Source organism: Viscerimonas tarda, from assembly GCF_054601255.1.
In genome coordinates, this window is record NZ_BAAHWV010000009.1 from 71,861 (window position 1) to 86,122 (window position 14,262).

Consider the following 14,262-nt stretch of genomic DNA (forward strand, 5'->3'; position numbering starts at 1 on the left):
AATCCTTTAGTTTGACCGGTTTAGAATTTTTACGCATTTTCATATTGAAAAATTCCACGAGCAAGGAAAAAGCAATGAAAAAATAGATATACCCGTTAGGTTCATGAGCTTTTTTGTGTACAAAAAAAATTTCAAAGAACTTAGCAAAATAATCTAACAGCCCTGCCCCTACGGGGAGTGGGGGATTTACCCAAAAAACAAATACGCTACAAATATGGCCGAAACAACTCCTGCCAAATCGGCCAACAGAGCATACGGAACGGTATATCGGCTATTGCGGATATACACGCTGCCATAGTAAACTGCTACGAGATAGAACGTTGTATCAGTCGATCCTTGAAAAATACAGGCCAATCGTCCGGCAAAAGAATCTGCCCCGTTGGTTGCCATTGCGTCCACCATCATGCCTCTTGCGCCGCTTCCGCTAAGGGGTTTCATCAATGCGGTAGGCAGCGCATCCACCCAGCGGTTGTCGAATCCGCAAAGGTTGATACTGTATTTTACGCCGTCGATGATAAAGTCCATGGCTCCCGATGCGCGGAACATCCCCACTGCGACCAATATGGCTATCAGGAAAGGGATAATCCTCACCGCGGTCGAAAATCCGTCTTTCGCCCCCTCGATAAAGGATTCGTAAACATTTACTTTCTTCCGGAGGCCGCTTATAATAAACAAAATAATGATTCCAAACAGGATGATATTGGCAACAAGACCCGAGGCCAGTTCGACCTGCCTTTCCGTCATCGACCGGAATACCCATACCGTTCCGGCAATAAGTAGCATCATTCCGCCGAATGTGCCCAGAATAACCTTGTCGAATATATTGATCCCTTGCTTTATACAAACAGCCAGTGCGCCAACCATTGTAGCCATAAAGGTGGCTATCATTATCGGGATAAAAACGTCCGAGGGATTACCGGCGCCCATCTGTGCGCGAATCGTCATCACCGATACAGGAATCAAGGTCAGCCCCGATGCATTGAGCGCCAGAAACATAATCATCGGATTGGAAGCTTTATCTTTCGAGGGATTTATTTCCTGCAATTCCTGCATGGCTTTCAGTCCCGCAGGCGTAGCCGCATTATCCAGTCCCAGCATATTGGCCGAGATGTTCAACAATATAGAGCCCGCCGCCGGATGGTCTTTGGGTATATCGGGAAATAAGCGGCGAAACAGCGGGCTTACCAATCGCGAAAAGACCCGTACCATGCCCCCGTTTTCTCCAATCTTCATAATGCCCATCCACAAGGACAAAACACCTGTCAGTCCGAGTGAAATAGTGAATCCCTGTTCGGCTGTGGAGAAAGTCGATTTCATGATAATGGTAAAAATTTCCACATCACCAAAAACGAGCAACTTCACCAAAGCTACAACAAAGGCAATCAGAATAAACGCAATCCAGATATAATTCAGAGCCACTATAATTACTAGTTACGAGTTACAAGTTACGAGTTAATTTGCTAATTACCACATTTGCCAATTTGCTAATTCTTTTAGCCTCCAAAGATACAATTTTCATTTTATTCAACAACAGATGTTGCTCTGCCATCTTTAAACAAGGTAATAATTTGCTCGCCCGAATTGATTTCCGATACAGATTTCAGTATTTTATTGTCCTTCAAGGTCAAGGTATATCCTTTCTTCAAGATAGCTTCGGGAGATGCCAAAGCAAGATGCTGTTCTTTCGATTCCAGCTGGTGCTTTTTTCGCTGCATAAACACGTAAGCGCTATTTTTTAGCTGCAAACTCATGCGGTTGAGTTCGGCCAGCTGGTCTTTGGTTTTTCCCTTAATCAAATACGAAAAATGGGTCGTCAGCGTATTGATTCGCAGAAATTCGCCGGATAAAATGCCGTTTACACTTTCAATCATCCGGTTTTGACTAAAGAGCAGATTTTCTTCCGTTTCGCTCATTCTTTCGATAAGGAACCCGGCGGCGGCAGTAGGCGTTTTCAGCCGTGTATGAGCAATCATATCCAATACCGTATCATCGCGTTCGTGCCCTATTCCCGTTATCACAGGCAGCGGAAACTGTGCGCAACTTGCCGCCAGCAGATACGAATCGAAGGCGCTTAAATCGGATGCCGCTCCTCCACCCCTGATAATGACAACCGCATCAAAGCAATCGGTATGCGCATTTATTCTGTCGAGAGCAGCCAACACCGATTGCTCGGTCTTGTCGCCTTGCATGATTGCCGGAAAAAGTTTGGCGTAAAAAACAAAGCCCTGTTTATTGTTGTTCAACTGGTTGCAAAAGTCCTCATAACCGGCAGCCGTAGGTGAAGAAATCACAGCAATCCGATTCGTTACATCCGGCAGTTCGAGCTCCTTGTTCAGCCCCAAAACGCCCTCCTCTTCCAATTGTTTGATTATCAGCGCACGGTTTCGTGCCTGGTCGCCCAAGGTATAGCTAGGGTCGATATTGTGGACATTCAAGCTGAATCCATACAACTCGTGAAACTCAACGCTGACCAGCGCCAATACCTTCAAACCGGAGACGAACGCTTGTCCCGTCTCGTGCTGAAAATACGGGTTCAGCATTTGGAACACATTCGCCCAGATTGAGCCGCGCGCCTTTGCCACAACGGTTTTGTTCCGGCTGTCTTTTTCTATAAATTCCAAGTAACAATGTCCGTTCTGATTCTCGCGCACATCGCTAGTCTCGGCCCTAATCCAAAAAAGATCGGGCAATCTGTCCGAAACAACATTCCGAATTTTGTGGTTTAGTTCTAGGAGTGATAGTATGGGGGTCATGGGTGGGGAAGATAATGTTGTTTTAGGCTTAGTTTTACAATTTGAGAGGATCTACTTTTTATAGATCTGTCCTCCCTGGCGCAAGTTTGCAACTTCGTGGCAGTTGAAAATTGCCTGTATTTTAGGCACAAGTTACAAACTTGCGCCAAATCTCTGTTTTAATAAATCAATCAGAACCAAATTCTGTCCATATTGATTAATTAATATTTCATTTTCAATATTCATAAGACAGTTTATTTAGTTCGCAGTTATCCCTGAAAAAACGCATCTATTATTCCTTCTAATATTTTACCTTCTATGGTCAACTCATAATTAATATCAAATCCTATTCGTAATTGCTCATCCATTGCCCAATCTCTTATTTTATCTGCCCTATCATTGTCAACTTCAATAAAGACGAAGCTACCCTCTTCCTTTAATGGAAATTCTAAGATTTCTCTTTGTTCAGAGAGACTACAGTTCAAGTAATCAAACTGATCTTTAGTTAGTTTAACTATCATTTTCCTAATTGTTTTGTAAGCTTATCTACTTTATTTGTTGATGTGGGATTTACAGATATAATTTGTCCAGTTTGTGGATTAATCACTACTTCCCCGGATTTTCCTACAAATCGTTGACTTGAGCGCCCAAACTGATCAATTACTACATTTCCTGTTTTTAATGGATTCCTTACAGCATCTATAATTCCTGAAGGTTTTACACCTCTCTCAATAGCTCTATTTAAACCATGTTTCGTAAAGCCTGTAATTTGAATTCCATTTACTGCTTTTGTCCCTCCTTTCGCTGCATCACCTGCTTTGTCAGCAAATTTAGCAATTTCTCCAACCTTAGCAATTTTCCCAACCGGTACTATTTCTGCAATTGCAAAAGCAGCATCAACAGCTGTTATTTCCTGGCCTGTTGCAGCTTTAGCTATCATTTCTATGGCCGAGCCAAAAGGATGGATAGCTGTCATTCCGTCAGTTAGCGCTTCTATATAATTGGCCGCTGATTCTGCCCTTGCTCCTCCTTGCTCTAATTCTTCCAGTTGGAATTGGGCTAAATCGGCTCCTTGCAGGTCGGGTGGTGGATTATCCATATCCCCGAACAAGAAACTTTTGAAGCCATTACTTAGAATTGTGAGAAAACCTTCTTTTTGCGCCTCCTGAGTACTAATCTCATCCACATTTACTTCCCTCTGAGGATTTGGTAGAGTTCCAGGTACTGGATCGATCTTCCTCATCCCTGTCGGGTCCACAAACCTCACCGGATTATTGGCACAATAGGCATACGGACTAATCGAATAATACTTCTCAGCCAGCGGATCCATAGTTGTAAACCTCGGTACTACCTTGTCCAGCTGCCTGGCTTCAAAATCATACAGGCCCAATCCAAACATCGGCTCATCCTCCTTGCCCCCAAACTTGTAAGGCTGAAACGACTGTCCGCCGCTTTCATACTCGTTTACCTTACCGAACGGGTAGTAGTGCGAGCTTTGCTGTATCTCGCCGTTGGCATTTGCCACCACGCAATTGTTCCCCAAATGATCGCGCAGGTAAAAGTAGTAATTTCCATTCTCAAAATAGCCGTTTGGCAGCAAAATTTTCTTCAGAACGCTGTTTTCGTAAACTTTGTTGCCTGCATATTGCCGTTTCAGGCTGGAGTTGGGCTGTGTATATGGCGGCTTGCCTGTGTTTTCCACCGGATCGACCCCCCTTTGGCGCAAGTTTGCAACTTGTGTCGATAATTTACGAAGTTTACAACTTCGTGGCAATTGAAAACTGCCTGTATTTTAGGCACAAGTTACAAACTTGCGCCAAAAGGAGAACCATGGTCTATTTCAGACAAAAATTCATTTAATCGTTCTTTCGTTATTTTGCCATTTATTTCCGGATTAGCCAATTCAAATATCATCTCTTTCATTTCTTCATTTGAAAAATCCAAATCATCTCTACATTCTATTGCATTAGCCCAATTTGTCAATGTTTCAAAATCAATCTCGTTCTCAAGACTTCTTTTTAAAACATTAACAAAATCTTTTATGCTAATGTTGAACAGAGGCTTATCAGTATCCCAGGGATATTGAGAGAGTTCTTTTTCTAATGCTTTAATATTGTCCTGAAGTAAAACTAGCTCCTTTAATATTTCAGTCCTATTTCTCATGTCAATATTTTGGTTTTATGTGAATAATACTTCCGTCAGGTATAATGGCAGTGTATTTTTCTCACTTTCACCTATCAATGAAATAATAAATTTATCCGACAATACCATTTTTTCATGGAATTTCGGAGAAAAAAATAATACTCAAAAAGAAATTGATGATTTAAGAAAATACATTCAATCCGAAAAAGTAACACAGGCAAAAGATTTTGTGGGGGAAAAAAGATTGAACCAAAAAATAATCTACAATCACGAATCTTCAAAATATAGAATCTGCGCCATTGATTATGGGGAATTAAAATTTCGTTATGTATTTTTTGATAAGGAAACTCAAAAAGCCGTTGTCTTTGACAAAACGAAAGAAAATATACAATTTCTTTTCCCTGATTTTTATGGAGAATCCATTATCATGTATGACCGAGGAATTAAAAGTAATCCATTTATCGATTTAACATATTACTATATGGATAATCTTTCAGAAGAACAAAAGCTCATCATTGATTCCAATAATCCCGAAATAGATAATCCGTTCTTGGTGAAATATAATTTAAAACACGAATGAAATACCATGCTGAAGTTTGTATATATTGCCTGTATAATTTCTTTTTCTCTTGTTTCATGCCAAGATAAATCGAAACAAAGTTCGGAAGAGGAAAATAGTATATCAGATTATGAGCGTTTGGTTGAAAATAAAATAGATCAATTGACAGTCGAAAATTTGAATAAGCAGGTAGAAAATCAAGCAGTATATTTTGGGTATGATTCTTTAACAAAAATAGATTTGAAACAACTAGCCTCACACCATAAATTATTCTTGTACTTTTCATACCAAACCTGTCCTCCTTGTATAGAACAAACCATAGAGTACATTGAAAACGCTTTCCCTGAATATAAAGAGGATAATGAAATCATTTTTATTGCTCCTGATTATCCGGGAAGGATGAAAAATAATTGTTATGGGAAAAGGGTACTTATACTGAATAACAATTCTTTGGGTATCCCTGTCGAAAGAGAAAATGTTCCATTCATTTTTACATTGAATGAGAATTTAGAGATAAACAATCTTCACATCGTCAATAAAAATAATTTTGATAAAACTTCTGATTTTATCAAAAAGATTAAACTACATATTGCCGCGAAATAAATTACTATATAGGTTAAATACATTGGTAACCAACCATATGGGCACATCCTGCAACTGCACTGAAGCAACCCGTAAAACCAAGCGAAACCACCGAAATAAAAGTAGAAATAACGCCCGCCACTACCGGCTATTTCCAGAAAACAATCACCGTCTATTGCAACATTGAAAATAATTTTGTACACTTGTCAATCAAAGGAACGGTAAGCAATTAAAATTTCATATATTTAACATTATGAGATTAAATATTTAACTAAATATGTTTGGAAATTACCCCCCCCTATTTAGATTTGCAGAGCAATAAACAGTAGTTCTTAACCATTTAATTAAATAATCATGAAGAAAAAGATTTTTGGCAGTTTGGCGATATTGGCTATTGCCGCAGTTACGGTGTTGAATGTGAATTTGAGTTCGCAAAAAGAGTTATTGTCTGATATTTCGCTGGCTAATGTGGAAGCGTTGGCGCAGGATGAGGATAATCGACCAACAGGAACGGCGGCTACCTTAGAAGAGACCACCTATACATACAATGAGGCAGGACAACTTATCAATGTTAAAACTATCACAAGGCCGTGTTGTGCACAAGACTATCCATGGTTTTATTGTGATGTTCCACCATGTTGATTATTTACTAAATAATTGATATTGCTATAAATCGAACTATCACCTTACCTTAATAACTTAACGAATTTTAGATAATGAAAATATTATGTACTGGTTGTTTCGTCTCTGTGTTTTTGTTTTTACAATCTGCTTGTACGAATAAGAGTACGCTAAGTGTTGATAATGATCTTGACTCTTACAGTATTGATGTGAGTATTGGAGATGTCGAATCATTGAACATGCGAGATATAGCAGAATCTTATTCTGTAATTTGTTTAGAGTCTTCTGAGCAGGCGTTGGTTGGACAAATTAATCAAGTCTTTTTAGATGACTCCAACATAATAGTATGGGATTCAAAACAAGGGAATGTGTTGAGTTTTGGGATTGATGGTAAATACAAAAATCAGATAGGGAAAAAAGGTGGTTCACCATCTGATTATGTACATATCAGCGATGTAAAATATGATAAACAGAAAAAAATAATATCCATATTGGACACTTCTACAAAAAGAATATTGCAGTATGATATTTATGGGAATTATCTAAATTCCATAAAATTACCTTGTGTGTTCTTCTCATTTTTGTCCACTAAAAATGGCTATTGGGGCTTCAGTGGTTTTACAAATAAGTATGGCGTAACATTTATTGACAAAAATTTGAATGTTAAACAAAATTATTTTTATGCTGATAAGCCTATCCGTTTAATGCCAACAAATTATTTTACTGAAAATGAAAAAGGAGAATATTTTTTTCATGCACGGTATGAGGATGTTATTTACAAAATAGATGGAGATACCTTGAAATCTTTTATAACGTTAAATTTTGGACAAAATAAGAATCCGTATAACGACATAAATAGCGCTGAATTCCGTTCCTTTGTCGAAAAATCGAATTATTTAGGGCGAATCAGAGATGTGTACATGTATGAAAATAAGTTGTTTTTCTCCTTTTCGGATTTTCATGGTTTGAATGAACAAGAAACAATATACCATGCTTTTATTGACTTAAATCAGCCTCAGATCACACCTTTGATATATAGGGATGTTCGACATTTTGAAGATATTCCGGTTTCTCCGCTTCCTGAAATAATTAATATATCTGAGGGGAAATTGATCTATCAAATAATACCAGGTATTCTTCCCGAAAAGGCAATCTCAAGTTTAACAAAGTATAGTAATGATATATCTTCCGAATCAAATCCGATTTTGGTTATATACAATTTAGGTAAAAATTAATGACTATCATGTGAAGCGCCAACTTGTACTAAATATTCTGTCGGCATTCATTATTATCTCCTCTTCCTGTACCAACAGCAAGAAATCGGAAGTTGAAGAGTTCGTTACAGAATGGACAAATAAAACGATTCATTTCCCAAACAGTATTCCTTGTTCTTTCATGAACAAGGATACTGTTTGTCTAGATTTGGCTACAACAACCCTACAAGATATTGATTTATACCGATTCCACAGGTTGCACTGGCTGCAAACTAAAATTGTATCAATGGAAGGAATTTATGCAGGAAACCGATTCGTTATTGCCCAACAAGTTAAATTTCCTATTCTACTTCCATCCAAAAGACACAAAAGAACTTAAATTTTTATTGAGGCGGGACAGATTGGAATATCCGGTATTTATTGACGAGCGCAACCAAATAGACAGCCTCAACCATTTTCCCAAGCAACAAGAATACCAGTGTTTTCTACTAAATAAAGAAAACAAGGTAGTCGCCATGGGCAATCCCACCATGAATCCAAAAATATGGGAGTTGTACAAAAACATTATACGGGGAGATACCACAGCGACAATTCAGGGCAAACCATGAAAAAATTAGTACTACTGTTACGAATGAGATTCCTCCCTTTGGTCGGAATGACTCGTCTATTGGCGGTTAAAGGATGAGGAAGCGGCGGCTTCGCCGCCGCTTCCTCATCCCCTCTCTCAAAAAGGAGACTGTCATTCCGACCAAAGGGAGGAATCTCCTGCTCATATCAGCAACTTTACCGAAAGGCATAAGCCGTAAAATTTTTCATACGTTTGCCCTGAAAAACAATCACCGTCTATTGCAACATTGAAAATAATTTTGTACACTTGTCAATCAAAGGAACGGTAAATAATTGATATTCCATATATTTAACATTATAAAATTGAATATTTAACTAAATATGTTTGGAAGTTACCCCCTGCCTTATCTTTGTAGAGCAATAAACAGTAGTTTTTAACCATTTAATTAAATAATCATGAAGAAAAAGATTTTTGGCAGTTTGGCGATATTGGCTATTGCCGCAGTTACGGTGTTGAATGTGAATTTGAGTTCGCAAAAGGAGTTATTGTCTGATATTTCGCTGGCTAATGTGGAAGCGTTGGCGCAGGATGAGAGTGATTCACCGAAAGTGGATCAGGACTGCGAGTCTTGTCTGACAGACCAAGGTCATAATGGTGTTCGTTTTTCGTGTAAACTGGGAACCTTAGGATGCTATGATTCAAATTGTGTTATGGGTGGCTGTCTCTAAAAGTGAAATCCGAATTTAAGGCTGTATTAAAATTTTATCTCTTTGGACTTTGAATGCGGCCTCTATTTTTTTATTTATCTGTAATTTAAACAGGTCATGAAAGTATATATTGTATTAATTGTATTGCTTTTAGCAATAGCGGGGTGTGCAGACAAAAAGCCTTCATCAAACATAATCTCAAAAGAAAAAGTTATTAAAATTCCGGATAGCATGGATACTCTTACGCCTCAGGATTCGTTATTCAGTTCAATAGATATTGTTCCGTTAGAAACAAATGATAATTGTTTGATAAAAGAAGTAACTTCCTTTAAAATACGGGATAGCCTGATTTATATTAAATCCCGAGATGAAAACTTATACGTTTTTGACCTGACCGGTAATTTCAGGTATAAAATTTCATCCAAAGGGCAAGGGCCGGGAGAATATATTGAAATACGAGATTTTCTTTTCACAAAAGACGGAAACCTTGAAATTCTGGATTTTAAGAAAATAGAAACCTATACGCTTGACGGGCGGCATATCGGTACAAAGCATTTCGATTTTCTAGGGAAAGATTTGTACTGTAATGCGGTTAATTTTGCACAGGCTCCGGCATCGGGATACTATTTATGGGGAGGCGCCGTTGGAATAAGGTCTGATGAAAAATTGCGGGCAAAAAGCTATATGATGCACCATGTAAGCAACGATATGCATATTCTGAACAGCTACTTTCCTGTTGGAAATGGAGATGGCGGAACGAAAAACCGGTTTAATTACTATAATGATACTATTTTGCTTGCGCCTTATACTTCGGCTTATGATATATACCAAATTGATAACAAAGGCGACATATCTGTTCGTTACAGTATTGATTTTGGCAAATATAGCATATTGAACAATCTTGATTCTCCTGACGAACGAATAGATCCCTCCGTAATCAGCATAGATAAATATGTGCTGAATTTATCCGATTATGTTGAATCGGATAACTGGGTGCATGTTCGATTTTCATATGGAAATTTAGCGTATCAGTTATTGTATTCCAAGACGAAACATCTGTCATATTTACTGTCGATGGCTAAGCCGACAGACAATGAGTTGCGGTTCTATCCCGTTTCGCAGGTGTACGAAGATAAATTTGTAACTGCAATTGACGCTTACTGGCTTCTTGGCGAACTGGACAGAGTTACGCCTGAAGGACAAAAAAAGTGGAATATTGCGAAATACAAATCACTATCCGAAACAGACAATCCTGTTCTTATTTTTTACACATTAAAGTAATTTGATGAACATGAAATTCTTTTTTCGACAGCCGGTTTTGCTCGTAATGGTTTGTATATTTCCATTATCTTGTACACAAAATCAGAAGTTGAATGAATCCGAGGCGATTGTTAATGAATGGGTCGGCAAAATCATCCTGTTTCCGGCAAAAGTTTCTTGTTCTTTTGTACTTAAGGATACCGTTTGTCCCAATTTGGCGGCCACAACTTATAAAATCTTGTTATATACCGATTCGACCGGCTGTACGAGTTGCAAACTCAAATCCCCTTATTGGAAAGATTTCATACAAGAGGTGGAAGATTTTGAACAAGGTAAGATATCTTTCCTGTTTTACTTTCATCCACAAGAGAAAAAACAACTTAAACATCTGTTAAAACATGAAGGGTTCTCTTATCCCGTCTTCATTGACGAGCGCAACCAAATAGACAGCCTCAACCATTTTCCCAAGCAACAAGAATACCAGTGTTTTCTACTAAATAAAGAAAACAAGGTAGTCGCCATGGGCAATCCCACCATGAATCCAAAAATATGGGAGTTGTACAAAAACATTATATGGGGAGATACCACAGCGACAATTCAGGGCAAACCATGAAAAAATTAGTACTACTGTTACGAATGAGATTCCTCCCTTTGGTCGGAATGACTCGTCTATTGGCGGTTAAAGGATGAGGAAGCGGCGGCTTCGCCGCCGCTTCCTCATCCCCTCTCTCAAAAAGGAGACAGTCATTCCGACCAAAGGGAGGAATCTCCTGCTCATATCAGCAACTTTACCGAAAGGCATAAGCCGTAAAATTTTTCATACGTTTGCCCTGAAAAACAATCACCGTCTATTGCAACATTGAAAATAATTTTGTACACTTGTCAATCAAAGGAACGGTAAATAATTGAATGTACGTCGTATGCTTACCCTTATTATAGACAGACTTCGGTATATTATGGGCCAGGGGATGGAGATGTTGCTCACGCATGGAATTGTCAAGGGTGTGATTAGTTTTAAGTAAGGGGCTGCCCCATAAGGAGAATTAAGTTTCTGAAAGTTGATTATTTCGAATCCCTATCCAAAATTTTTACTTATGGGACCGCCATTTTTTTTCAATTAAATAACACAAACAATTGATGTATGAGAACTAAAGTCATCGCTATTCCTGAACTCCTTTTTTTTCTGTTGCTGGCAATATGTAGCTGTACACAGGAAAAGGGAAATTCTTCCAATATGCAATATGTTTATACCAAGCCTTCATTAGAAGTACAAAAGAACAGTAACATTATTGATTTGAATGTAACAGATACAATCTCTAATGATTTATATGACTCTATTGATTCAATAAATATTATAAGACTGGAATCGACTAATGAATCCATAATTGGTGTTATAAATAAAGTATATATTGCACAAGATAAAATTTTTGTGATAGATTACTTTAAATCGAAAGCCATTTTTGCTTTTGATTTAAACGGGAATTTCCTGTATAAAATAGATAAAACAGGGCAAGGGCCGGGAGAATATATAAGTATAAATATGGCTCATATCGTCAATAATACCATAAATATTTTAGACTATATGTCGTGGAAATTAATTAGTTATGATTTAACCGGCAACCTGCTTTATGAAAAACGACTAAATAAACCCAGGCCTTTGGATTTTATAGTGGATGGTGGTATGATATTCTGCGGATTTAATGCATATAATGAAAACTCAACGCCTTTCCGTGTTGTTATTGTTGATACCTTGCTGGCACAAAAAGAAACGATGTTACCATTCACTAATACCAGGGAGGATGCTGTGAATCTAATGTCAAGATTTCAAAAGGCCGTAAATGGCGATATATTGTATTATTATCCCCCGTGTGATACAATTTTCCAAATAGAAAAGGATAAAATAATACCTAAATATCATTTCTCGTTAAACGATTCGGAATTAATAACATCGTTTTATGATAAAACGAAAGAGTTGTCGGATAATGATTTTAGAAATATGCACGCAAATTCGGGCATCAATTTTAGTTATTCTTTTTTTGATTTGAAAGATTACCTTTATGTAAGCTATTATAGAGGCGATTTTCGCTATACTTCTTTGGTCTCAAAAAACGGGTATAAGTGTAGAAATTATGCTACAACTGACATGAAAAATAAAATTACATATATTCCATTTGTAATCAGCGGGTATCATCAAAACACCCTGTTGGGCTATATTGACGAATCATTCTTCACCCTTAGTGCAGAAAATATGGAAATGTTTTATACCCATTTAAAGGATGAAGATATTCAAAAAATAAAGGAATTGGAAGATACTGATAACAATCCGGTGGTCTGCTTACTGTATGTGAAGAAATCTTGAGATGATGAAAAACGGATGAGCAGGGCAATAGCAGAAAAAGTAGAAATAGAGAAGAATATAGAGTATATGAAAAATCTGTGTTCATCATTCACATCAAGTATTAACGATTTAGTTTTGTATGATGATCTGGATATTGCTGATTGTAGGATTACAGACAGTGAGGGGAAACAACAAAATATATTGCAATGGAGCTTGATTGTCATTGTATCCCTTATGGAAGATACCGAAACAGGAGAAATCCGGTGGAACAGAATTTTTAAACTGATAGAATGAAGTCGTCAAATTAATTATGGTTGATCATCTAATTATTCATTGTGCCGTCCGGCGCTTGGTACATTATTATTTCTCCTGTCTTCATCATCTGTTTTTCATTTATAATTTCCCATTTCTTCTCAATCACCCTCTTCACCAAGCAATGCCCTGCTTAAAATACCTGGCCAGTTTCACAAAAACCGGATAATAAAGGAGCGCTCGAAATAGCTTATACTTTGTCGAATAGGGCGCTTTTTTCAGGGGATAATAGCCCATCTGTTTCAGTTCCTGCAATACGGCGTCTATCCTTTGTGAGGGTTGATTTTTTCGTATCAGTAGGCGGAGAATGTCAACGGCCAGAAAATCCAGTTTCCGGTCGAGCCCTTGCCTTAACTTACCGCTGAATTGTTTTACATAACCGGTATTGTCTTTCAGTATGATTAATTTATCGGCGATCACTTTTTCATCAAATTCCTTGCCATTACTGATTGAATCGGAGCGTTGATAATAGTAATATATCAGGCGGTCGTTGCATACAATCTCTTTCGCTACCGAAAAAATACGGACAACAAAATCATCATCTTCCGCCAAAAATCCCTCTTTCATCGTTATGCGGTTTTCGTCAAGCAAACGTTTTGAAAAGAGGCTTATCCATGCCGAACTCCTTAGCGTGTAGTTCAGCAAATAATCTTCGACAGACATGACCTTGTTGTTGGGCGAAAAGTTTGTTGCCAGCGATACTTGCTTTCCGCTATCATAAATTTCGCACGCGCCGAACAAAAGAATATCAACCGGATATTCCTCCACCCAATTTAATAAAAAGCTCAGGGAACCGGCTGAAATCCAGTCATCCGAATCGAGAAAGAAAAGATATTCTCCCGTGGCTTGTTGTATGGCTGCATTCCGCGCCGAACTCAACCCGCCATTTTCCTTATCTATTATCCGAATAACGGGATATTCGCTTTTCAAACGCACAAGTATTTCCCTGCTACTGTCAGTCGAGCCGTCGTTTACCACAATAAGTTCGTAGCGCTCGTCCGAAACTCCCTGATTTACAACGCTTAGAATGCAACGTTCGAGGTATTTCTCCACATTATAAACCGGTATGATGATGCTTAATCTTATACTCATTTTTCATGAAGAATAGTCAATTCTGCAAATGTATAACAATCCCGCCAAAAATATCCTCATCTATGATGCGAAGATGAATATTTTTTCGCTAAGTTTGCAAGAAGATAACTTTACAACAGATTCTTAACCCAAATA

Annotated in this window: 17 protein-coding genes; 11 read left to right on the forward strand and 6 right to left on the reverse strand. The window is 38.0% G+C overall.

Annotated features, from left to right (window positions below):
- Positions 1–186: 186 nt before the first annotated feature.
- From ACYPWY_RS05700 to ACYPWY_RS05720, 5 genes are all read right to left on the reverse strand, one after another.
- Positions 187–1,419: a nucleoside recognition domain-containing protein gene (locus ACYPWY_RS05700; RefSeq protein ID WP_459684469.1), complete on the reverse strand. Its 1,233-nt coding sequence runs from the start codon at positions 1,417–1,419 to the stop codon at positions 187–189.
- 101 nt (positions 1,420–1,520) lie between these two features.
- Positions 1,521–2,753 carry an exodeoxyribonuclease VII large subunit gene (xseA, locus tag ACYPWY_RS05705; protein WP_459684470.1) on the reverse strand — a complete coding sequence of 411 codons (1,233 nt, stop codon included), beginning with the start codon at positions 2,751–2,753 and terminating at the stop codon, positions 1,521–1,523.
- Between the two features lie 248 nt (positions 2,754–3,001).
- Complete coding sequence (locus ACYPWY_RS05710) at positions 3,002–3,253, reverse strand: hypothetical protein (RefSeq protein WP_459684471.1); 252 nt, start codon at positions 3,251–3,253, stop codon at positions 3,002–3,004.
- On the reverse strand, positions 3,250–4,434 hold the full coding sequence (locus ACYPWY_RS05715) for an RHS repeat domain-containing protein (RefSeq protein WP_459684472.1): 1,185 nt from the start codon (positions 4,432–4,434) through the stop codon (positions 3,250–3,252). Before ACYPWY_RS05715 ends, ACYPWY_RS05710 begins: the two co-directional genes overlap by 4 nt.
- Positions 4,435–4,535: 101 nt before the next feature.
- On the reverse strand, positions 4,536–4,895 hold the full coding sequence (locus ACYPWY_RS05720) for a hypothetical protein (RefSeq protein ID WP_459684473.1): 360 nt from the start codon (positions 4,893–4,895) through the stop codon (positions 4,536–4,538).
- A gap of 19 nt (positions 4,896–4,914) precedes the next feature.
- Between ACYPWY_RS05720 and ACYPWY_RS05725 the strand changes: the two genes are divergently transcribed.
- The 11 genes from ACYPWY_RS05725 to ACYPWY_RS05775 all read left to right on the forward strand — a co-directional run bounded on the left by ACYPWY_RS05725 (position 4,915) and on the right by ACYPWY_RS05775 (position 13,017).
- The gene (locus tag ACYPWY_RS05725) at positions 4,915–5,454 is read left to right on the forward strand and encodes a hypothetical protein (protein ID WP_459684474.1); all 540 of its coding nucleotides are present in this window, start codon (positions 4,915–4,917) and stop codon (positions 5,452–5,454) included.
- 6 nt (positions 5,455–5,460) lie between these two features.
- Complete coding sequence (locus tag ACYPWY_RS05730; protein WP_459684475.1) at positions 5,461–6,036, forward strand: thioredoxin domain-containing protein; 576 nt, start codon at positions 5,461–5,463, stop codon at positions 6,034–6,036.
- 59 nt (positions 6,037–6,095) lie between these two features.
- The gene (locus tag ACYPWY_RS05735; protein WP_459684513.1) at positions 6,096–6,248 is read left to right on the forward strand and encodes a DUF1573 domain-containing protein; all 153 of its coding nucleotides are present in this window, start codon (positions 6,096–6,098) and stop codon (positions 6,246–6,248) included.
- A 121-nt stretch (positions 6,249–6,369) separates the two neighbouring features.
- Positions 6,370–6,657, forward strand: coding sequence for an NVEALA domain-containing protein (locus ACYPWY_RS05740; protein ID WP_459684476.1), 288 nt, complete (start codon positions 6,370–6,372; stop codon positions 6,655–6,657).
- Positions 6,658–6,731: 74 nt separating this feature from the next.
- Positions 6,732–7,871, forward strand: coding sequence for a 6-bladed beta-propeller (locus tag ACYPWY_RS05745; protein WP_459684477.1), 1,140 nt, complete (start codon positions 6,732–6,734; stop codon positions 7,869–7,871).
- Positions 7,872–8,149: 278 nt separating this feature from the next.
- Positions 8,150–8,458, forward strand: a complete 309-nt coding sequence (locus ACYPWY_RS05750; protein ID WP_459684478.1) for a hypothetical protein — start codon at positions 8,150–8,152, stop codon at positions 8,456–8,458.
- A gap of 415 nt (positions 8,459–8,873) precedes the next feature.
- The gene (locus ACYPWY_RS05755) at positions 8,874–9,146 is read left to right on the forward strand and encodes an NVEALA domain-containing protein (RefSeq protein ID WP_459684479.1); all 273 of its coding nucleotides are present in this window, start codon (positions 8,874–8,876) and stop codon (positions 9,144–9,146) included.
- Between the two features lie 96 nt (positions 9,147–9,242).
- On the forward strand, positions 9,243–10,406 hold the full coding sequence (locus ACYPWY_RS05760; protein WP_459684480.1) for a 6-bladed beta-propeller: 1,164 nt from the start codon (positions 9,243–9,245) through the stop codon (positions 10,404–10,406).
- A gap of 10 nt (positions 10,407–10,416) precedes the next feature.
- Entirely contained in the window at positions 10,417–10,998 is a 582-nt protein-coding gene (locus ACYPWY_RS05765; protein ID WP_459684481.1) for a hypothetical protein, read from the forward strand.
- Between the two features lie 528 nt (positions 10,999–11,526).
- Positions 11,527–12,744 carry a 6-bladed beta-propeller gene (locus ACYPWY_RS05770; protein WP_459684482.1) on the forward strand — a complete coding sequence of 406 codons (1,218 nt, stop codon included), beginning with the start codon at positions 11,527–11,529 and terminating at the stop codon, positions 12,742–12,744.
- Between the two features lie 15 nt (positions 12,745–12,759).
- Positions 12,760–13,017 carry a hypothetical protein gene (locus ACYPWY_RS05775; RefSeq protein WP_459684483.1) on the forward strand — a complete coding sequence of 86 codons (258 nt, stop codon included), beginning with the start codon at positions 12,760–12,762 and terminating at the stop codon, positions 13,015–13,017.
- Between the two features lie 132 nt (positions 13,018–13,149).
- Here the strand turns inward: ACYPWY_RS05775 and ACYPWY_RS05780 are convergent, their stop codons facing one another.
- The gene (locus ACYPWY_RS05780) at positions 13,150–14,127 is read right to left on the reverse strand and encodes a glycosyltransferase family 2 protein (protein WP_459684484.1); all 978 of its coding nucleotides are present in this window, start codon (positions 14,125–14,127) and stop codon (positions 13,150–13,152) included.
- Between the last annotated feature and the right edge of the window lie 135 nt (positions 14,128–14,262).

Excerpts from the sequence above, each read along its gene's own strand:
- xseA (WP_459684470.1), bottom strand. The coding sequence starts at position 2,753 with ATGACCCCCATACTATCACTCCTAGAACTAAACCACAAAATTCGGAAT.
- ACYPWY_RS05710 (WP_459684471.1), bottom strand. The coding sequence starts at position 3,253 with ATGATAGTTAAACTAACTAAAGATCAGTTTGATTACTTGAACTGTAGT.
- ACYPWY_RS05720 (WP_459684473.1), bottom strand. The coding sequence starts at position 4,895 with ATGAGAAATAGGACTGAAATATTAAAGGAGCTAGTTTTACTTCAGGAC.
- ACYPWY_RS05730 (WP_459684475.1), top strand. The coding sequence starts at position 5,461 with ATGCTGAAGTTTGTATATATTGCCTGTATAATTTCTTTTTCTCTTGTT.
- ACYPWY_RS05740 (WP_459684476.1), top strand. The coding sequence starts at position 6,370 with ATGAAGAAAAAGATTTTTGGCAGTTTGGCGATATTGGCTATTGCCGCA.
- ACYPWY_RS05745 (WP_459684477.1), top strand. The coding sequence starts at position 6,732 with ATGAAAATATTATGTACTGGTTGTTTCGTCTCTGTGTTTTTGTTTTTA.
- ACYPWY_RS05750 (WP_459684478.1), top strand. The coding sequence starts at position 8,150 with ATGCAGGAAACCGATTCGTTATTGCCCAACAAGTTAAATTTCCTATTC.
- ACYPWY_RS05755 (WP_459684479.1), top strand. The coding sequence starts at position 8,874 with ATGAAGAAAAAGATTTTTGGCAGTTTGGCGATATTGGCTATTGCCGCA.
- ACYPWY_RS05760 (WP_459684480.1), top strand. The coding sequence starts at position 9,243 with ATGAAAGTATATATTGTATTAATTGTATTGCTTTTAGCAATAGCGGGG.
- ACYPWY_RS05765 (WP_459684481.1), top strand. The coding sequence starts at position 10,417 with ATGAAATTCTTTTTTCGACAGCCGGTTTTGCTCGTAATGGTTTGTATA.
- ACYPWY_RS05770 (WP_459684482.1), top strand. The coding sequence starts at position 11,527 with ATGAGAACTAAAGTCATCGCTATTCCTGAACTCCTTTTTTTTCTGTTG.
- ACYPWY_RS05775 (WP_459684483.1), top strand. The coding sequence starts at position 12,760 with ATGAGCAGGGCAATAGCAGAAAAAGTAGAAATAGAGAAGAATATAGAG.
- ACYPWY_RS05780 (WP_459684484.1), bottom strand. The coding sequence starts at position 14,127 with ATGAGTATAAGATTAAGCATCATCATACCGGTTTATAATGTGGAGAAA.